Consider the following 18897-nt stretch of genomic DNA (forward strand, 5'->3'; position numbering starts at 1 on the left):
CCTGTTGGGATCGAGGCGCTCTTGTTCAATCAACCGCAGTGCGACAGCGAGTCGGCTGTTATCAGGCGCCGGTCAGCGCGCCCCGGTCATGCCGGCCTGCGGCACGCTGGCGGACACACAACCGGCGGGCAGCTCAGCGCATGCCGGCTCCGCCTCTGCCGCACCCAACAGGTCGTTGCCCTGCGGACGCGAGCGCACCGTGGGCGCGCTGCTGCGGCTGCCGTAGCGCACCTGCAGCCCGACGCTGTTGCTGCGCAGCGTGTTGCGGCCCTGATCATGGCCAATCAGCAGCGAGAACATCCAGCCGCTGTCGAACTGCAGGTCCACCCCCGCGCCAATCGACAGCGTGTCGTCGTTGTAGCTGCGCATCTGGAGCAGGTAATCGCGCGCGACCGGACGTTGGACATAGTTCATCGACACGTCGCTGCGATCATCCAGCGCGGTGCGATATTCCACGATCCAGTGCGGGCGCCAGGTCACCCGGTCGGTTTTGAACGCATGCGTTCCCTCCAGCCCCAGCGCCAGTGCGCTGGTCTCCACGTCCTGACGGCCGTAGCTCAGGTCGTACACCCCCAGGCCGAACTCACGGTACGGGTCCAGCTCGGCCTTGTGTCCGTCATAACGGCCGTACGTGGTAAGCGTGGTTCCGGTGGCGGTGCGGTGTTCGTAACCGAAGGTGAGCGAGCCGAACAGCTGGTCACCGGCACGACTGCTGCGCGCCGATGCTGCAGCCTGCTCGCTCCAGCGGTTGATGCTGAAGTCAATCTTGCCGGCTGCCAGCATTGCATCCACGAACACATGCTCGCCACTGCGCCACAGGCCGTAGACGGCCAGCGAGCGCTGGTCGGCATCGGTGGTGGAGGGGCTGCCATCGAACGAGGTGTCCTGGCGACCCCAGCTGCCCGCCAAGCCCAGCAGCACGTTCTCGCTTAGCGCACGATCCGCGCCGACGGTAATGCCGCCGGTGTTGAAGTCGGCACTGGTGCGGCCGCGACCGACACTGCCAAAGCTCAGCGTGCCGGCCGCCCAGGCACCCCAGCCCTGGGGCAGTGCCGGTGCCTCCGCCAAGCCATTGCCCACCGGCACCGACAGACCCTGCCGGCCATTGCCGCCGGCGTAGGCCAGCACCAGGTTCATGCTGGACGCATTGTCACCAGTACGTACCTGGCGCAGGCGATCGCGGATGTTGGCCTGCTGCACCTGGGCAAAGCGCACGGTGGAGTCCACCTGCGCCTGCAAGCTGCTGACCACCTGCTGGTCCTGGGTCGGGTCGGGACGATTGATGACCACCAGCTCCACCTGCACGCTTGCGGCGGCATAGCCGGCGCTCGCAGCCTGAGCCGCGGTGATCGTGGTGGTGCCCTCGCCCTGCAGCGTGACCGTGCGCCCGTTCAACGTGGCCACTGCGGTGTTGGAACTGGTGAAGGTGAACGCGCCCGGGCTGTTGCTCTGCGGTGCCGGCAGCTCGAAATCGTCTTCGCCGTACACCTTGGACAGGTTGTCCACCCACGTGATGACCGGCGTGGCAGCTGCGATCACCACGTCCACGCGCAACTGCGGGGCGGCGGCGTACAGGCCGTTGCCGGCCTGATCGGCGGTCAGCGCACAGATGCCGGCGGTGAGCATGGTGACCGTGCCCCCCTGCACGGTGCACACCGACGGGCTGGCGCTGGCGAACAGCACCGGCTGGCCGGACGCACCGCCGTTGGCAGACACGGTGAACGTGCCACCCGGGCGGTACACCGGGGCGTCCGGAGTAGCAACGAAGGCGGCAATCGCCTGGGCTGCGGACTGCACCACGAAGGTGTAGGCGCGGTTGCCACTGAAGCCGTTGGCATCGGTCACCTGCACCTCGAAGGCAAACGTGCCCGCTTCGGTCGGCTCACCGGAAACTGCACCGGACTCGGACAACGCCAGGCCGGTCGGCAGGCGGCCTGCACGCAACGCGAAACGATACGGCGCGGTACCGCCGCTGGCGGTCAACTGCTGGGTGTAGGACTGCGCGCCGTCGGCATCGGGCAGCGCCGGAACATCCAGCACCACCGACGGCGAGGCGATGACCAGGCTGTAGTTGCGGCTACCCGTGAACGGGCCATCGCCCGTACTGCTGTCGGTGACGGTCACGGTGAAGGCAAAGGTACCGGCGACCGTTGCGCGGCCGGACAACGTGCCGTCGGTCTGCAGCGCAAGGCCGGCCGGCAGCGCGCCGGCGGTCAGCGCATAGGTATACGGCTGGACTCCACCGGTGGCCTGCAGCGTCTGACTGTAGGTGTCACTGGTGCTCGCTTCGGGCAGCGTCGCCTGCGTCAGCGCAACGGTCGGCGAGGACACGGTGATGCTCACGTCGGCCGGCGCGGACGTACTGAACGCATCGCTTGCGCGGTAGCTGAAGCGGTCCGGACCGGCATAACCGGGATTGGGCGTGTACTGGATGCCGGTGCCGCTGACAACGGCGGTGCCGTGCGCGGGCGCGTCGACCACAGCGACCGTGGCTGGAGTGCCGTTGATGACCAGTGCGATTGGCGTGGCCGATGCACCGTAGGCAATGGTGGCGTTGACCGGGCTCGCCACCAGCGCCGCGATCGGCGTGGCGGTATTGGACGGTGCCGAGGGCGCGCTGGTCCCGGCCGCATTGGTGGCGGTGACGGTAAAGGTGTACCCGGTGCCCGCGGTGAGACCTGTCACCGTCAGCGGCGAGCCAACACCGGTTGCGGTGGCACCGCCCGGCTGCGCGGTCGCCGTGTACTGGGTGATCGCAGCACCGCCGTCGCTGGCAGGAGCACTGAAAGTAACCGTGACCGCGCCGGTGCCGGAGACCGTGGCAGTGCCGATGCTCGGCGCACCTGGTGCCGTGGCACTGATGGCAAGCGTGAGCGTGCTGCTGGTCGCGGTGAACGCAGGGCTCGAACTGTCGGTGATCTCGGCGGCAAAGGTGAAGCTGCCACTCTGGGTAGGGGTGCCGCTGAGCGAGCAGTCCGCATTGAGCTGCACACCTGCGGGCAGCGTGCCGGAGGCCGGCATCGCGGCACAGGTATAGGGCGCAAGACCGCCGCTGGCGGTGATCGCCACTGCCGAGAGTGCAACGCCCTGCACGCCGTTTCCGGTAAGGGCAGCGCTCAGCGTCGGGTTGCCCAGCGCCAGGGTGACCGTTGCCGGTGCCGAGGTGCCACCGTCGTTGCTGGCGGTGTACTGGAAGGTGTCATTCGTCGCACGGCGGCCAACCGGCGCCACGTAGCTGACCTGGCCGGCAGCATCGATGCTGACGGAGCCGCCCAGCGTGGTGACGGCCGAGGTGACCGCGAAAGCAGTGGGCGCATTGCTTGCGTGGCTGGCCACGCTGAACGCCAGCGGCACGTTGCCGCCCGCGTTGTAGGGCACTTCGCTGGCGTAGGTAAAGCTGCTGGCGACCGGTGCTGACAGGTAACGGTATTCGTTGCCCGACCCGACCGGACTGACACCCCCGGCGGTGACCACGCGCACGTTGAACGTACCGGCTGCATTGGCCGGCGCGCTGGCCGTGATCTGGGTACTGCTGTTGATGGTGAAGCCGCCTGTCGGGGTGCCACCGAACAACACGGTCGTCGCGCCAGCCAGGTTGACGCCGGTGATGACTACGGTGTTACCGCCCGCAGTTGGGCCGGCCGCCGGAGACACGGAGGTCACTGCCGGTGCGCTGACATAGGTGTACTGATCGGCGGCACTGGTGGCGCTGGTGCCGCCAACGGTGGTCACGCGGATGTCCACCGTGCCGGCAGCTCCTGCCGGCGCGGTAGCGGTGATCTGGGTCGCACTGTTGACCGTGTAGTTGGTCGCCGCAGTGGCACCAAAGGTCACCGCAGTGGCCCCGCCGAAGTTGGTGCCGGTGATCACCACAGTGGTACCGCCCGTGACTGGCCCCGCCGTCGGAGACACGGAGGTCACTGTCGGTGCGCTGACATAGGTGTATTGATCAGCGGCGCTGGTGGCGCTGGTGCCACCCACCGTGGTCACGCGGATGTCCACCGTGCCGGCAGCGCCAGCCGGCGCGGTAGCGGTGATCCGGGTCGCGCTGTTGACTGTGTAGCTGATAGCCGCAGTGCCACCGAAGGTCACCGCAGTGGCACCGCTGAGGTTGGTGCCGGTGATGACCACGGTGGTGCCGCCCGTGCCTGGCCCGGCCGTCGGAGATACGGAGGTCACTGTCGGTGCGCTGACATAGGTGTACTGATCGGCGGCGCTGGTGGCGCTGGTGCCGCCCACCGTGGTCACACGGATGTCCACCGTGCCGGCAGCTCCGGCCGGCGCGGTAGCGGTAATCTGCGTTGCGCTGTTAACTGTGTAGCCCGTTGCCGCAGTACCACCGAAGGTCACCGCAGTTGCATTTCCGAGGTTGGTGCCGGTGATGACGACACTGTTGCCGCCCGTACTCGGGCCCGCCGTCGGAGTCACCGAGGTCACCGTCGGCGCGGCGACGTAGGTGAACTGGTCCGCCGGACTGGTCGTGCTGGTGCCACCAGCGGTGGTCACGCGGATATCCACCGTGCCGGCTGCTCCGGCCGGCGCGGTAGCGGTGATCTGGTTCGCGCTGTTGACCGTGTAGTTGGTTGCCGAAGTAGCGCCGAAGGTCACCCCCGTGACCCCGCTGAAGTTGCGGCCGGTGATGATGACAGCGGTGCCGCCCGCGTTCGGGCCGGCTGATGGCGACACCCCCGTCACCGCAGGCGCAGGCGTCGTGTTGCCCGAGAAGCCTTCAAGGCCAAACCCGAGCAGGTCGTCGCCTGTCATGCGGATCTCATCCACCTCCACGGCGCTGTAGACATGCGTACCGGAGTAGTAAGGCGTTATCCCACGTTGCGGCACTGCATCGGAGCCGTTGCGCAGCGTGCGGACAGTAAAAGGAAAGATTGGCCCGTTATCGCCATTGAACACCAGCGTATTGAGCACGAACGGGCCATTGTCCAGGCGCCGTATGGTGATCTGGGTGATGGAGCTGTTGACCAGCAGTCCAGCACCGGACTCCCAGACAAACGCGTTGGAGGAAGCGGTGAAGACAAACACGTCCCCACCCAGGGTCATCTGGAACGAGGCAACGCCGGCGGAAGCGGAGTTGTTGGGCACCCCCGGCGGTGGACTGCTGAAGCTCTCATTGAACGACGCAGCGCGGGCGGCTGGCATACAGACCGAGAACAGCAAGAGTGTCGCGGCAAGCCAGGCCCACGCCATGCGGCGCGACGTTCCCGTGCGGCTAGTGTGCCCAGCATCCTGTGCGGCGACGATTCCCATGTACAACTCCATGTTCTGATCCTTGAATGCGCTTGCCGACCCGCAGGCCAAGCCAGTGCCGCATGCCAGGCACCTGCCCGGATGCGATCTCATCTTGTTATCCCTGAAAAGCACCTTGGAACCCGAGCGGGCCACGGTGTCCTTTCCCCATTTGCATCACCAGCGCGCCTTGCGGCTACGGTCGGGCCAGAAGAATCACCCCGTAGCCCATCTATAGCGGCTCCACTCGCGTGTTGCTTTAGCAATCGTGCTGTTGCGGCAGCCCCAACTGCCACTTTTCCGCCCCGTTCCGTGAAGAACAGCACAGAAAATTTCCCGCGAATGTGAAGGGGATGGTGCCTGCTTCTAATCCTGACGGACAGTCAGGACTTTCCGGACACGCCGCTGCCGCAGGGCAGACCCTGGGTCGGCGACGCTTGATCCACGCCGTAACACCGGCCGGGCGGCCAAGGTACCTGCACGCTTAGGTAAGCCGATCGTGGATCATTCGTCTCTTTATCGGTCTTGCGCGACGCGTCCCGGAATTGTAGAAGAATGCAGCGCATGCTCCATCGGCGGCTTTCGCCGCGCCTAGAACATGGAGCTCACGATGAGGCGCTATAACAGAGGGATCGCTTTAGCCCTGCTGGGTATGACCGCACCGGTCCTATCCGCACAGGAAGTCAACCAAGAATGGGTGACGGTAATGGAGGAGCATTTCAATGACCCAACGCTAAGCTACTGGACGCGGTGGGCTGGTGATGTCACGGACGACTCAGGTGCAGTTGCGTACACCTACAGGCCTGAGAACGCCTTCATTAGCCAAGGCGATGCAGTTTTTCGTGGCGACATCCTGGACGGTACTCCCTACTACCAGACAGGAGGCCTCTACTACCCGCGCTACTTCACCTACGGCCGATATTCAGCTCGGGTGAAGATGACCAATACCCCAGGAGTCATACCCGCATTCTGGCTAGTCTCGTATGCACCTGCTTGCGGCGAGATCGACATTTTTGAGGCTACCGGCCTAAAGCAGTCGAACCCACGCGCCATAAATGTTCAACATTTCTGGTTCACAAACCCGGCAGATTGCTCGACTCACCAAACGCATTCGTCACTAGCAGCATATGGCCTGATAGGCACGGCCGACTATTCATTGGACTACCATATATTCTCTGCCGAATGGACGCCTAACTATGTCGCCTACTCGGTTGATGGCAATGAGTTCTATCGCTCAACTCTCAATGTGCCAAACGTACCGATGCTGGTCCATCTGAATACCAATCTCGCCCCGCCAACATCAATACCGAGCTACATAACCAACCGAATGACGGCGGACACCGTGCTACCCGCGGACTTTCACGTTGACTGGGTCAAGGTCGAGCAGCTTGCTCCGAGGGCGTGCCCCGCACGGGCGGATTATGCAGGAAGTCTACGACGAGCTGACGGTAGCTGCGCCCCAGTGCGATCTGTCGACTACAACGGCGACGGGGGTGGCGATCTCATCCTTTACAGCCCCGAAAGTGGTTCTGCATGGGTCGGGACGGGGCAGCTGACGACCGACACCGCGCCAGTAGCTCGCTCACTGACTGAGGCACCGGGTGAAGCACCTTGGGCCACGGGCGCGCGCTTGGTGAGCGGCGACTTCGATGGCGATGGCTTTTCGGATCTTCTCTCGTACGGTGGAGACGGAAGTGTAAGCATCCGGTACGGCCGACCTGATGCCGAGCTAGTTGAGTTCGTGCCAGGGCGTACATTGTGGAACACTGGAAGCCGCCTCTCTGCCGGAGACTTTAACGGGGACGGGTATACGGACGTGCTCATCGTCCAGGCGACCGGCACCATGGAAATTCGCTATGGCGGCAAGGATCGTGGCCTACGTTTTTCGCCACAGTCTCAGCGACAGGCTGCCATTGGGTCCAAGGCGTACGTCGGCGACTTCAACGGAGATCGCATGGACGACGTTCTGCTCTACGGTCCGAGCGGCGACATTGACGTTCTGTATGGGCAAGTTGGCGACGGCCTACGCTTGGCGACAACGGCACACGACCAGTATAACCCAGGACTTTCGTTCACCATTGCCGACTTCAATGGTGATGGAAAGAGCGATGCGCTGGTCTACGGGACTTCAGGCGCGGTTGAGATCAGATATGGGCAGACGAATGACGGACTCCGATTTGCACCAACCTCGCAGACCAGCTGGAATCTTGGTCATACTCTGCTTGCGGGAGACTACAACGGGGACGGCTTCGATGACGTTCTGATCTATGCCAGTACCGGGGCTGTGGAAATTCGCTATGGACAGGCGAGCGACGCACTTCGCTTCTCCCCACAAAGCGTTGCTGCGTGGAGTCCTGGCCATAAGTTGTCGACCAATGATTTCAACGGCGACGGGAAGACTGACGTCCTGGTTCAATCCGCAGGGAACGACATCGAGATTCGATTTGGTCAGACCAGTGATGGCCTCCGGTTTGCACCAGGGACGGTTACTCGATGGAATCCAGGCTTGACCATCCATACAGGCCAACGCTGATCACCAACCTCCTGCGGTGACCGGCGGCATTTCATCATTCCCGCTCTTTCCCTGAGGCTCAGCGACACGCCAAGTTTTGAGAATCGGCCCATCAAGGCATAGACAATCTACGCCTTGCTGGGCCTTCAATCCGGCACTTTGCGCTGCCGTGTCGGCTCTGGATCAGTGCCCACCGCCGCACCCAATCCACTACAAGCCAGCAGCAGTCTCTACCGAACGCTTCCGGCTCTCGCTGGACATCAATGTGGTGGCCCACCAGCAACCACATTTGCCAACCATCTGATTGTTTTTATTGGATTATTCAACAACAACCCTCTGAATCGACTCACTTTTCGGCTCACTTTGTTGTGGGCCTCGGGCCATTGCCGAACGGGCCGCGGCCCTGCGCCGGGGCGAATTGCGGCCCCCGCGTAGTTCAGACTTGATCAGCCGCCAGAGTCCGAGCGCGAGTAGCTTCGCTTGATCCAGGCCTCATAGATGCTGCCAGCCCCTGCCCAGTCGTCATAGGGAGAACCGGCGTCAGTAGTCTCTTTAAGGATACGGCCGGTGTACGCCTGTTGAAGTCCCCGCTTCCGCCCCGCCGCGACAGCATCGATGTTCTCAAGCCGCTCGCCGATGTCATAACCCACCCACCACGCACGATTGTATCCCTGCGGCGTAGCAGCCAAGACAGCGAAGCCGGTAGCCGTGTGATCTGTGTTCGGCTCAGGATTCAACGCTGTGTCGTAATCTGGCGCGTTCACATAAGGGCGGAGGTTAGTCGAGGCCGCTTTGTGCTCGTCCAAGATTGCCTTGACTGTCTGGCAAATATCGTCCCACCCGAGGTAGTTCGTGGACCCGTCGATGGCACTGATGGGTGCACTATTGGTTCGTAATGCCTCCAGCGAGCCGTCAGGCAATCGAAGAAAATAGCTGGTGGTGTTCCCGCAGTCACACCCCGTAATGGGCCGACCGTTGAACCAATTGACTCCCCAAATCAATGGATTCGGTCCGGCAGCATATCGGCAAGACTCCAACGCTCCTTGCTCGCGCGCACTCCACCAACCTGGCACCGGCCCTCCCCCTGCGTCGCCCGCTGTGAGGTAGATGAAGACCACTCGCGCGCCCGATTGAATATCGAGGTAGGCCTGCTCCCCGCGAAACAGCTGCCAATCGTCCTGATGGGGTCCTACGTAAAAGGTCACATTTGTCATCGTCGTTCCCAATGTCGCCCCTGGTGGGCAACATCAAATTAAGCCAGGGGCAACTCACTGGCTGAGACAACGATGCAGTTCTAACAGCTGATGACTACTCAACTGCGAACGGGTGTCGCCTACTTCAGCGGGGACGGGGGCCAAGCGCATTTGGCCACCACTCGTCCGTCTTTGCGGGCGGGGTGTGTTCGAGCGCCCCCACTGCCGCCCTGAGAACGACCGGCCAGCCGTTGCCGTCGATGTAGTGCCGAATTCCGTTTTGCCTGAGGAAGCGAAGCTGACGGTCCTTCTGTGGGCTGCGGGCCAACGCTTTGATCTCGTCGCGGGTCAAGCAAAGCTTGTCTGACATCAGAGCACTTCCTTGTTAGAACGCCAAACGGGTCTGGGAGAGTCAGGGCGGACCGGTGCACCCACCGCAGTCCGAAGGACGATGACTCGGTTGTACTCGTCTACTTGGTGTCGACTCTTGTTCCGCTCGAAGAACGCCACTTGGCGCGCCCTGATCGGCGTCCTGCAGAGCTCTTCGACTTCATTGCGGGAAAGGAATTCTCCGGCCATGTGTGATCCACGCGAGGGGGCTCCGCCAATCATGCATGTAGCGAGGTAGTCTCGGTTATACCGCCCAGGAGACTCTATGGACATTCGATCGCCCCCCGGCCGTCTGGAAGAGGAAATCGCCTGCCTTCGCCAAGACCTGGCAGTACTCCGGATCAACCTAGCGGTCAAGGACTGGCTGACCGTTGAGGAAGCCGCGTTCTACTGCGGCGTTTCTCGCAGCCAATTTGACTCTCACATTTCGGCACACGCCATCGAGCCCCGCAACTTCATGGGCAAGAAGCTCTACGAAAAAGCCGCCCTCTACCGCGCCATCTACGACTCCAAGCAATGGGCAGAGGGGACCGCCCGAGGAGTAGCCTCTACCCCGAGCACTCCCGCCGCTGCGGAGGCGATGGCCAAGCTGGCGCGATACGAGGAAAAGAAGAAGATGACCAAGGGCAAGGCCTAATGAGTGACACCCGAAAACTCCTTACCCTCGCGCAAGCAGCTGAGCTTTCTGCCTGTTCCACCAAGGCGCTGCGCCGGGCGATCGATGCCGGGCAGCTTCAGGCCTGCCGCCTCGGCCAGAGCGCGAGATCCGACAGGATTCACCCAAACGACCTGAGCACTTGGTGGGCCCAGTCCAGAGTGGCAACACCCCAGCTCTCGCTCCCTGCGCCATCACTACGCCCTCCTCGCTGGGATTCAGCCGATGATCGCGTTGCCGAGATGTTGGGAGTGCGGCGGCCGAGGGCGAAACCGTTGTCCAGAAGGATCGCTGCTACAACACGTCAAACCAAGTAGACGGCAACGCTGGCATGAAGAAGGCGCTCCATGAGCGCCTTGAATCATTGAAGCAACTGGTGGCCGTGAAGGATTCGAACCTCACCCGGCCGCCATGGCTGCCTTGGGTAGCTCAGGCTTCACGACTCTTGAAATGACGTTGTTGGTCGCCTGCGAGTTGTCTTCGGAGACCTCGAATCGGGCCGATTCAATAGCTGATTGGAGGTCGCACACCGCCCTTTCGATCATAGTTTGGAACCCGGCCTCTGCCGACACGGGATTGAAAACCAGTGAGTAGATTCGATGGCTATGTTTGCCGACCTCACCAACGACGATTCCACTAAACCTCACGTGTCGGGTCGCCTCTTGCCCGCCGAAGTACCGAAACTCAATCGTCAATGTTCGCCCAGGACTATCGTGAATAGCTCGCACCTGCCGCGGACTCTCGTACCGCGACGTGATTCGAGTCACTGCCACGCCCTTGTCTAGACGCACCTCATCATCTGAGACTGATGCGGGTAGGTCTAACCATCCGGTATCGATCGTCATATCAGATCCTCTTTAGCAACACGCCCAGACTCGGCATCAACTGGTTGTAGCCGTCGTTGATCTTGCCTCTATTCAAGCTAGCGCTTTTGCTGTCAATGACTATAACACCCCACCGTTTGTTGCTTAGGTGAACCTTAAATGCGTGGAAGGAGCGCGCGTGGGGCTTCATCTTGCGAATGGCTTGGGGCGACAACTTAGTAATTCGCGCGTAGTCAGCCACCGCCTCTTCCGTAGCATTGGGGAAAGAAACGTCCGGGAGTGACGATATCTCCACGTCCTTCGAGCTGACCCACGCTAGCCCTGCAACGCCCTCAGCCTCATCAGGAGCATCTGAAGAAGCCTTGAAGCGACAAGATGGGTTTCGCGTGGTTTCGCCCGAACGGATCTCGGGAATGAGCCACCCTTGCCACGGCCATCGCCTCCAAACCATCGCCCACTCCCGATGTCGAAACAGCGTCACCCTATGGTGATGCTCGAGATTGGAACCCCGCTCACTGACGATCTTGTTCCGGTAGGTCGTTAGCAATTCGTGAACGACGTCAATGACCGCAGGATCTCCGATCATTTTTCTGAATCGGAAAGCGAGGAATGCGACCAGAAGCGACGCGGGAACCAAGACCCACGCCCAGCCCTTGGTCCACTCCACAATGTTAGATATCCACGTGAGGGAAGCGGGTAGTCCGGCCAAGTTCGCCTTGAGCAACAGCGAAACACCAGCACTTACGCCAAGTGCGAGAGCGCGAAGTCCACCTGCCATCCAAAACAAGCGACCGTGCCATTTCCGCGTCACTAAAGCCCCCGGGCCTCCGGCCGCAATGAACGGGATGTTAACACCGCGCGAAACAATAACAAGACGGTCCTTTCGGCTAGTAAAGCGCTGCCGTTTATGGCTTTGAGCGTCTCCTAGCCGCCTCTAATCGCTGAAGGTACTCGTCCACCTCGACCCGCAGCCCCCCGTACTCGCCGTCCGGCTCGGTTAGCCCCGCGCCACTCCAGAACCTCGCCGGCAATCCATGTAGCTGGGCGCATGGACACCCGGACAGGGAAGTCGGGGCGGCAGGCTATTGTCTCCAGGACCGTCCGCCCGGCCACACCCAACAGCTCGCCAACGGCCTCGGCGTTGATGGCACGGAGTTGAAATGGAACCTGGCTGTCTCGTTCGGACATGCATTGGCAACCAAAGTTATGATATCTGACTGAGGTGCACCCCAGAGACTGCCTTTCAGCCAATGGCGGGCTCCCCGGCCGCTTCCGCTCCTTCCGCACCAACCCCGGCTGCACGAAAGGCCATTCATTGATCCGGGCCTCTCGTTGCCTGAGGTGAGCTACCAGCAGCGACCCGCCGGCCACCTGCCGGCCATTCTTGTCGTTTAGGTAGGACGCCTGCAGGACACCTGCCTGAAACACCTCTACCGGGTCAAAGCTGTCGGGCCTGCCCCGCAGCGGCTCTCCTGGGGAAGCGAGGCCCCCGATCAGGGGCTGGATCAGCGCGGGAGTTTCCGACGCGCGCTTAGCATAGGCGGTAGCTGTCATCCGGCCCAGCCGGGACGACCAGCCCCCAAGCACGATCTCAGTCCTCAAGTCGTGCACTGGCAATCCTGCCGCTTCAGCGGCCTCCAGGTAGCCAGGCCAGAGTCGGTCCATCGTCGGCCCAATCTCTAACGCCAGGCTCTCGACGGTGAAGTCCGCCAGAAAGCTGGCCTGCAGGCAAAGCTCGTAGATCTTGAGGAAGAAATGGGCTGTGCCCCGGCTGGCCAATACCAGGTTGTGCTGTGGGATCAGCAACAACTTCGCGCGAGCCGAGTGCCGGCGGGTATAGGCGTCCTCCGCCAAGGTATCAACCGCCACCAGAAGGCGGTCATTGTTGAGCAGCACGTTGAGAATGCTCACGGGTCGCTAACCTCCTGCGGGACGACGGTGCAACTCGGGAGGCTTAGGGAAGACCTGGCCCCGAACGCGCAGCCAATCCGAGGGAGTCGGCCACGCGCCCAGGTGGAATCTGCCAGGGTGCGCTCGACGCCCTACTGGTGGATGTCTCCGCGCACTGGCTGCGCATTTGCGACGTCACCTGTTAAGCCGGTGAGAAAACCAGCGGATCCAGCGCGCTCGACCATTCACCTCATTCCTGGCACGGCACCAAGCCAGTTGTCCAGACCTTGGCTCTGCCTTTCTCTCTGCGCTTGCGCCATTGCCGCGGCTGCCTCAAAGGCTCTTTCGAGTAGCAGGCTAAAGGGGATGTTCTGATTCATGTTGCCGATGGCTTGCGACGCAGCTGCTACATAGATCGCCTTCACCAGTTCCATATCTACGGCTAGTGTTTCATTGCTCATCGCCATCTCCATACGAACCCTGGCCAGCCCAGGTCGCTCGAATCTAGCACCGCCGCCGTCCTGTGCAGGTAGATTCCCCCGCAGCGTGGTGCGTGACGTCACAGTGACGCCGCAGTAGCCCGACCCAAGCCGGCTCTGCGAATACGGCCCGCAGACTCAATCAATCGACCGATTGAGCCTGACTTCGTCTGGGACGATGTTGACTGCAAGGTGGCCCAACTGATCGGGCTTGATCCCTGGGAGGCTGGTTTTGAAAGTGTTCCAAGAAGCGGGGCGGAGAGGGGCCTGGATCTTTGTCTTTGTGGTTCGTAGTTTGTCTTGCCACTCGGGAGTGCCATCGAACCGAACGTTGTAGTTGATCTGCGCCTCCGCACCGACATAAGTTGCCGTAGTCGGATTCCCAATCTCCAGAACAATCTCAGTGCCATCCGCCTTAGGGGCTACTTCAGACACGGAGACCAGCAGTATTCCCACGTCCGTTTGCACCGCTCCATACCCCGCATTCCCGGACGGATCTAGGTACGCCTTTCGGTCCCCCTGAAGCTGAATGTAGGTCGTCAATCGGGTATCGAAGCTGCGCGACTGAGCCTCCAACGCGGAGGTCCGTTTTTCCATTTCACTCAGCCTCGCCTCGACCACTTTTGCATCTGATACCGCGTTGGAGCAGCCGAGTAAAGAATACGACAACGTCGATAACACCCAATTTTGGTAGCTCTTCTTCACGCGCACCTCCTGTCAGCGTCAATGGGCGTTCCCCCCAAAAATCACTGGCCCGCCAGGAACAACGCCTGCTGCGCCAACACCCGGACAGGCAACATCTCTTGGGGTACTTCACAGCAGCGGGCCCGAAGCCGAAGGTGATGAAGAGCGCAGGCGTGGCGGGGGGACGAGTGCGCGCCCCGGGTCTGGCAGCCACGGCCGCACTAGAAACTCGCAGTTCGTACGTCGGCACGCGCTTGAGGCACAATCGCATGGTCCAACCGCAGCGATTCGTCATGACGCCCTTGATTCAAAGTGCCCTGTCCATCTCGAATGGGCTGCTGACAGAAGTGAATGCCCTGATCGGCAGCATGCGAGCTCCTACCAACGCGCCTGGCAGACCCCAGACGGCATTGTTCATGACGATTGCGGAGCAGTTCGAATCCGTGGTCCGACTGGCACTGGCGGGTCTCATCACCCACAGCGCTGTGCACGTTCGATCAATGTCGGAAGCGGTCGCGGACCTTCACCTGCTCGGCACTGACCAAGATCATGTGGACCGCATGAGGTATAACCAAGCAGTGGGCGAGAAGCGCTTCTACGACCATCTACTCGAATCAGATGGTCTACCTGAAAGCGTGCGTCAGCTGATCGAGGAACGTATGCCCGGATGCCTCGAGCGCTACACACCTCTGCACGCCAAGTTCAAGAGCGCCAAGCAGTCTCAGGCCCAAGCGTTCATCGCGGCCGATATGGAGTACATGCTGCCGTTCTACACGATGCTGTGCGGCTTCTCGCATAACGATCTTTCGGCCTTGGGACTTAGGCACCAAGGCGAGCGCGCTATGACCCACCGGGCCGAGACTCCTGACGAAGTAGCATTCGTGATCCTGCAGCTCGCCGTTACAGCACTGATGCAGGCAACCAGCAATATTGGCGGCATCGCCAAGTTCAGGGATGGCGAATTCGACCGGCGCTTTACTGCGATGAATGATCTGTTTGGCAAGCTCCTCGACAGTCGTCCCATCAAAACCGACGACCTGCTGGAACAAAAAAGGTGCCCGTAGGCGGCCTGTGTCGGCTTCGTTCTGCGACTTGATATTGGCCGGGCAGTCACTTCTGGGCCACGTCGATATAGTGCCCAGTCATTTCGGTGCAAGTCCAACCGTAGCAAACCCCCACGTTACCCGTAACCTTCAGGGCTCGGGCTATGAGGCAATGACGCTCACGTACCAAGAGACCCAATAAACGTAGGGAAAGAAGGCTGATATTTAGCCAAGCGCGAAGCTGACCTTAGAAGCACCTCCATCTTCCTGCTTAACTCTGCGACCTCGGCCAGAGGATCTACGCCCGCCGTAGCCCCCCCCCCGTTCGCCCGAATCTTTCCCAGCCTGATTGTAAATATACGTCCCAGTCTTGTCGTCTGGCACTCTAAGAGCAATTCCGAGACCCGGCTGTTCGCTGCTAAGGGGATTCGATGCGTTACTTCATTCCGAAATTCCGTCAAACGGCGAAGCCAACTAGGACTTTCTTTGGTGCCGCTTGCGGTCAGCAGCGCCGCCACGAGCGGTTCAGATCCAGCTGCTTTGTTGGATTTGACCCACTCCTCTAGCCTGGCTAGACAGTCGATTTTTTCGGGCGCTTGAACATGGACCGCCGCTATGCGTGCCAGGTGGTCTCGCGCCGAAGCTAGTTCTGAAAGAAGAGAGTGGATGTCCGCATAGATATCGAGCACAGCGACATTGCTAAACCCTCTTCCAACAGGCGTTCGTGCACGAAGCGCCCAGCGAAGTTGATCGTGGTAGCCCTCCGAGGTGCTTCGCAATCTGAGGCCAGCGACACGAAGACACGCGCTTATGTAGGTTGCAAGGTTGGAGTAATAGGCATCGCAAGCCTTCTCAGCGCTGTTCGCCACTCCTGCCCAGGCGTCGGCAGCGTTCAGGCCGTTCGTGTCCCGGCGGCCGGGCTCCCAAAAGCGAATCGTTGGGGAGTCTTCTTCAGAAGATATGCGCTGCTCTGTGCCCACATAAAGGAGCTCGAGTTCTTTGACAGCAGCTTCAAAATTGTCCCAGCTGCCCAAGAGCAAGACATCTTCCGATTCATCCCCCGAGACGGGGAAGAGCGTCCAACCGCGGTTCGTTTTTTGCCCTAACAAACCGCCGACGAAGTAGAGCGTCTGTGTGGACCTGACGCTACTGAGCCTCTCAATCTCAACTTCCGGATCCATAGCGCACCCTCCGTCGTTACAGATATGAAACAACTCGCACGTAGGGCAGATTGTTTACGATCGCTCGGGCGCGAAAACGTTGCATCGCCGGCGATTCTTTCGGCCAATTTTTTCTAAAGCTCTTAGCAGACACTTCTCATTTTACCTAAGTGACTGTTTTTATTGGTGGGCCCACCATCAACCACAAACATCGTCCTATACCTTGGCGTACATAGCTATCGCGACGACAACACTCTACAGTTACCGCCAAAGATACCGCCATTTGTTTTGGAACTCGCCCAATGACCGGACGGCAGGGTCGCCACGGTCACGAGATCCCGGCCCTTGGCCGTACCAGCCACGCAGATCAAAAACTGGCGCGTAGCTCAGGGACCAAAGGGCCAAGAAGGGCGCAAAGCGCGCTCAGTTCTCACGCCAAGGGAACACCCAGAACGGGTAAAGAAGAAATCAATGGCAACACAGCGAACAGGGTACCCATGAGAAAACTCCAAAAGATTACAGTCATATGTGGGCCGCATTTCAATCGCAAAACCGCCAGTGAAACCGTGCACTCATCGCCGATCTTCACGCATAAACTCCATGACCGCCTCAAAGTTGGAGTACGGCACGCCCTCAAGGCTAAATTTAACATGCGGGGAAGATTTGACTGAGAGTTTTGCGTTCGCCGACTTCGCCAGAGTCTCAACAAGAAACAGGCCCAAGCCATCTCCTGGAATTCTTCCTCGATCTGCATTCCTCCCCCTGACACCGCGCTGCAATATCGCTTGTATTTCGTCTGGTTCAACCTGTGGACCGACTGACGACACGGTCACCTTGGTTCTACAATTCCATGTAGGGCGTTCTTCAAATTTTATGACTATCTCTTGATCCCGTGGCGAGTACTTGATTGCGTTGTCAAGAATCACAAACGGAACAAGCTCAAATGCCGGAATGGCCTCAACTTCCGTAAATGAATTTCCTTCAAAGTTAACCTGAATAGATTTGGCGCGCGTAGATTTATAGAGGAGTCGCCTTGCCTTGTCGAATTTTCTGTATATCCCCATATCGATTTTTGCCTGACGCGCCAGGGATGTTGGATTCAACTCGAAATCGGTAAAGACCAGTCTAGAGCTGACGAGGCCAGACGCATAGTTGATGGACTCTGAAAGGTCGGCAACTCGCTCTACCACGCCATCGGCAGCAGCCTTCCCAAGCTCCTCACAAAACGTAGATATTTCCGTGTTGAGACGCCGCATTTCATGAAGAAGCCCATAGACGATCGAGTTAGCCCTATTTTTCTCTATCAGCAACTCTTCAATTTGCCGCTCGAGCGATGCAACCTGATCTCGAAGCTTGGATTCGCGCCGGCTACTTTTGTCATATCTAGTCATGACGTAACCGCCGCTGCGATAGCGAAGTTTACAAGCTGCTTCATGGCTACTTTTGCGAACTCAGCGACAACCTCCGGCGCATTAATTGAGCTCGCAACTTTCTCAAAAATAGAGCTGTCCCTTTTGTCAATAGACTTCAGGAATGCTTGCTCCAGCCTATAGATTTCGGATGCGTCTACACCCCTCTGCGACAGCTGCGTTCGAAAGCGAATCCATCGATTAAAAGGATCGCCAATTTTCTTCAGGCCATCCTCCAGAACACTGACCCAAACTTCCGTGTGTGCATCTTTGGGCACCGAAACATCAACGGCCCTAAGAAGATCATTGTAAGACATGTCCGACTCTGTCCCAGAATAGGCGACCAGAAATTTGTCTGGATACAGCTTTCTGATTTCCGCCAATACGTGGGCACCCTCTAACGGACTGCCGAATTCGAGACCAACACCGCGGATGTCGCAGACAACTATTGGATACTCGGATACCTGATCAATTCGGCGAATATCCCCCAGCTCAGCCAGCTGGAAGTTATGCGCTGCTAGAGCTCCAGCCTTGAGAAACGGATTGTCATCTATAACCGCGATTTTGCTAGTTTGCTTAAGCTTCGCCAGATCCGGCGTATTGCCTTGAATATCCTTTAGACTCTTCTTTTTACCAATATTTATTAGCATGGGCTTCCTTCCAGTGTAAATACGCTTTGGCGATGCCACGGAGGCCTCGCTATGGCGACCGAGCTAGCGCCCATAATGTCGGAAATTGGGGTGTTTCGAAAGACGGCTTGCCGATGCCGCCCTCACGGCAATGTATGCACATCCGCCTCAGGAAGGGGTTCACCGAGTTCATACTCACGCGAGGCCCTTCATCAGGCGAGACCCTGCACCTCTGGTGCCACTGCTGTTCCGTACGCGCCATAGCTGGTCCCCCTGAGGCCTGGGGGATGACCAACCCACACCGGCTCGTCTTTCCTGTAGGGAGAGCCCGGTCGGCTGAGCGCACCACACCGGCACCCTGTAGCTTCTGGTGCATCCGCAGTTGGGTACGGCAGCCATAGACTCGATCCTTAGCGTCTCAGCCCCTCCGCGCGCGCACTCGTCTCCCCGCCACGCCTGCACACTTCATAGGGGGGGTTTTCTGCAATACCTGCACACGGGCCCATGGCAGGCCCAGCAAGGCTGTGAGGGGCATCCAGATACCACGCGAATCCCTGCGAATCCCTGCACAGAAGGGCGGCCTAACGGAGCGTTGAGCGGCGAGAGGGAAGCCAGACTTAGGCAGCCAGGTAGCGGAGAAAAAGTAGCCATCCAATAGCATCCAAGAAGAAAAACCCGCTAATTCCATTTGTTTAGGGAGGCAATGAAAAGGGGATGTGGAACACATTTTTGGTTACAGTTCTTGTGCAGGCACTGCCGTCTCCCTTCCCCTATGGTCCTCTTGTCTC

The 18897-nt window shown here is 60.0% G+C and carries 15 protein-coding genes; 3 read left to right on the forward strand and 12 right to left on the reverse strand.

Annotated elements, in window-relative coordinates:
* Positions 1-72: 72 nt before the first annotated feature.
* Positions 73-5202, reverse strand: a complete 5130-nt coding sequence (locus tag QMX83_RS08250; protein WP_282296151.1) for an IPT/TIG domain-containing protein — start codon at positions 5200-5202, stop codon at positions 73-75.
* A 649-nt stretch (positions 5203-5851) separates the two neighbouring features.
* Here QMX83_RS08250 and QMX83_RS08255 point away from each other — a divergent pair.
* Positions 5852-7774: an FG-GAP-like repeat-containing protein gene (locus tag QMX83_RS08255; RefSeq protein ID WP_282296152.1), complete on the forward strand. Its 1923-nt coding sequence runs from the start codon at positions 5852-5854 to the stop codon at positions 7772-7774.
* Between the two features lie 425 nt (positions 7775-8199).
* Here QMX83_RS08255 and QMX83_RS08260 read toward each other — a convergent pair whose 3' ends face one another.
* The 3 genes from QMX83_RS08260 to QMX83_RS08270 form a co-directional block, all read right to left on the reverse strand.
* Entirely contained in the window at positions 8200-8967 is a 768-nt protein-coding gene (locus tag QMX83_RS08260) for a PIG-L family deacetylase (protein WP_282296153.1), read from the reverse strand.
* Between the two features lie 124 nt (positions 8968-9091).
* Complete coding sequence (locus QMX83_RS08265) at positions 9092-9316, reverse strand: DUF4224 domain-containing protein (protein ID WP_282296154.1); 225 nt, start codon at positions 9314-9316, stop codon at positions 9092-9094.
* Positions 9316-9609 carry a DUF4224 domain-containing protein gene (locus QMX83_RS08270; RefSeq protein ID WP_336618955.1) on the reverse strand — a complete coding sequence of 98 codons (294 nt, stop codon included), beginning with the start codon at positions 9607-9609 and terminating at the stop codon, positions 9316-9318. The genes QMX83_RS08265 and QMX83_RS08270 overlap by 1 nt, the downstream gene beginning before the upstream one ends.
* On the opposite strand from QMX83_RS08270, the gene QMX83_RS08275 reads away from it, so the two are divergent.
* Entirely contained in the window at positions 9602-9973 is a 372-nt protein-coding gene (locus tag QMX83_RS08275; protein WP_282296156.1) for a hypothetical protein, read from the forward strand. The two genes, QMX83_RS08270 and QMX83_RS08275, sit on opposite strands and share 8 nt — an antisense overlap.
* A 416-nt stretch (positions 9974-10389) precedes the next feature.
* Here QMX83_RS08275 and QMX83_RS08280 read toward each other — a convergent pair whose 3' ends face one another.
* The 5 genes from QMX83_RS08280 to QMX83_RS08300 form a co-directional block, all read right to left on the reverse strand.
* Positions 10390-10836, reverse strand: a complete 447-nt coding sequence (locus QMX83_RS08280) for a hypothetical protein (protein ID WP_282296157.1) — start codon at positions 10834-10836, stop codon at positions 10390-10392.
* A 1-nt stretch (position 10837) separates the two neighbouring features.
* Positions 10838-11482: a hypothetical protein gene (locus QMX83_RS08285; RefSeq protein ID WP_282296158.1), complete on the reverse strand. Its 645-nt coding sequence runs from the start codon at positions 11480-11482 to the stop codon at positions 10838-10840.
* A gap of 257 nt (positions 11483-11739) precedes the next feature.
* Positions 11740-12726 (reverse strand): hypothetical protein, encoded by a 987-nt coding sequence (locus QMX83_RS08290; protein WP_282296159.1) that lies wholly within the window; start codon positions 12724-12726, stop codon positions 11740-11742.
* Positions 12727-12950: 224 nt separating this feature from the next.
* Positions 12951-13166, reverse strand: a complete 216-nt coding sequence (locus QMX83_RS08295) for a hypothetical protein (protein WP_282296160.1) — start codon at positions 13164-13166, stop codon at positions 12951-12953.
* Positions 13167-13322: 156 nt separating this feature from the next.
* Positions 13323-13889 (reverse strand): DUF3251 domain-containing protein, encoded by a 567-nt coding sequence (locus tag QMX83_RS08300; RefSeq protein WP_282296161.1) that lies wholly within the window; start codon positions 13887-13889, stop codon positions 13323-13325.
* A gap of 272 nt (positions 13890-14161) precedes the next feature.
* Here QMX83_RS08300 and QMX83_RS08305 point away from each other — a divergent pair, with 272 nt between their 5' ends.
* A complete protein-coding gene (locus tag QMX83_RS08305; RefSeq protein ID WP_282296162.1) occupies positions 14162-14932 on the forward strand; it encodes a DUF5677 domain-containing protein in 771 nt (256 codons plus the stop codon).
* Positions 14933-15090: 158 nt separating this feature from the next.
* Here QMX83_RS08305 and QMX83_RS08310 read toward each other — a convergent pair whose 3' ends face one another.
* The 3 genes from QMX83_RS08310 to QMX83_RS08320 form a co-directional block, all read right to left on the reverse strand.
* Complete coding sequence (locus QMX83_RS08310; protein ID WP_282296163.1) at positions 15091-16092, reverse strand: hypothetical protein; 1002 nt, start codon at positions 16090-16092, stop codon at positions 15091-15093.
* A gap of 551 nt (positions 16093-16643) precedes the next feature.
* Entirely contained in the window at positions 16644-17462 is an 819-nt protein-coding gene (locus QMX83_RS08315; RefSeq protein ID WP_282296164.1) for a HAMP domain-containing sensor histidine kinase, read from the reverse strand.
* The gene (locus QMX83_RS08320; protein WP_282296165.1) at positions 17459-18130 is read right to left on the reverse strand and encodes a hypothetical protein; all 672 of its coding nucleotides are present in this window, start codon (positions 18128-18130) and stop codon (positions 17459-17461) included. The genes QMX83_RS08315 and QMX83_RS08320 overlap by 4 nt, the downstream gene beginning before the upstream one ends.
* Positions 18131-18897: the final 767 nt, after the last annotated feature.

Origin of the sequence: Stenotrophomonas sp. PS02289, assembly GCF_029960115.1 — a bacterium.
Taxonomy (GTDB): domain Bacteria; phylum Pseudomonadota; class Gammaproteobacteria; order Xanthomonadales; family Xanthomonadaceae; genus Stenotrophomonas.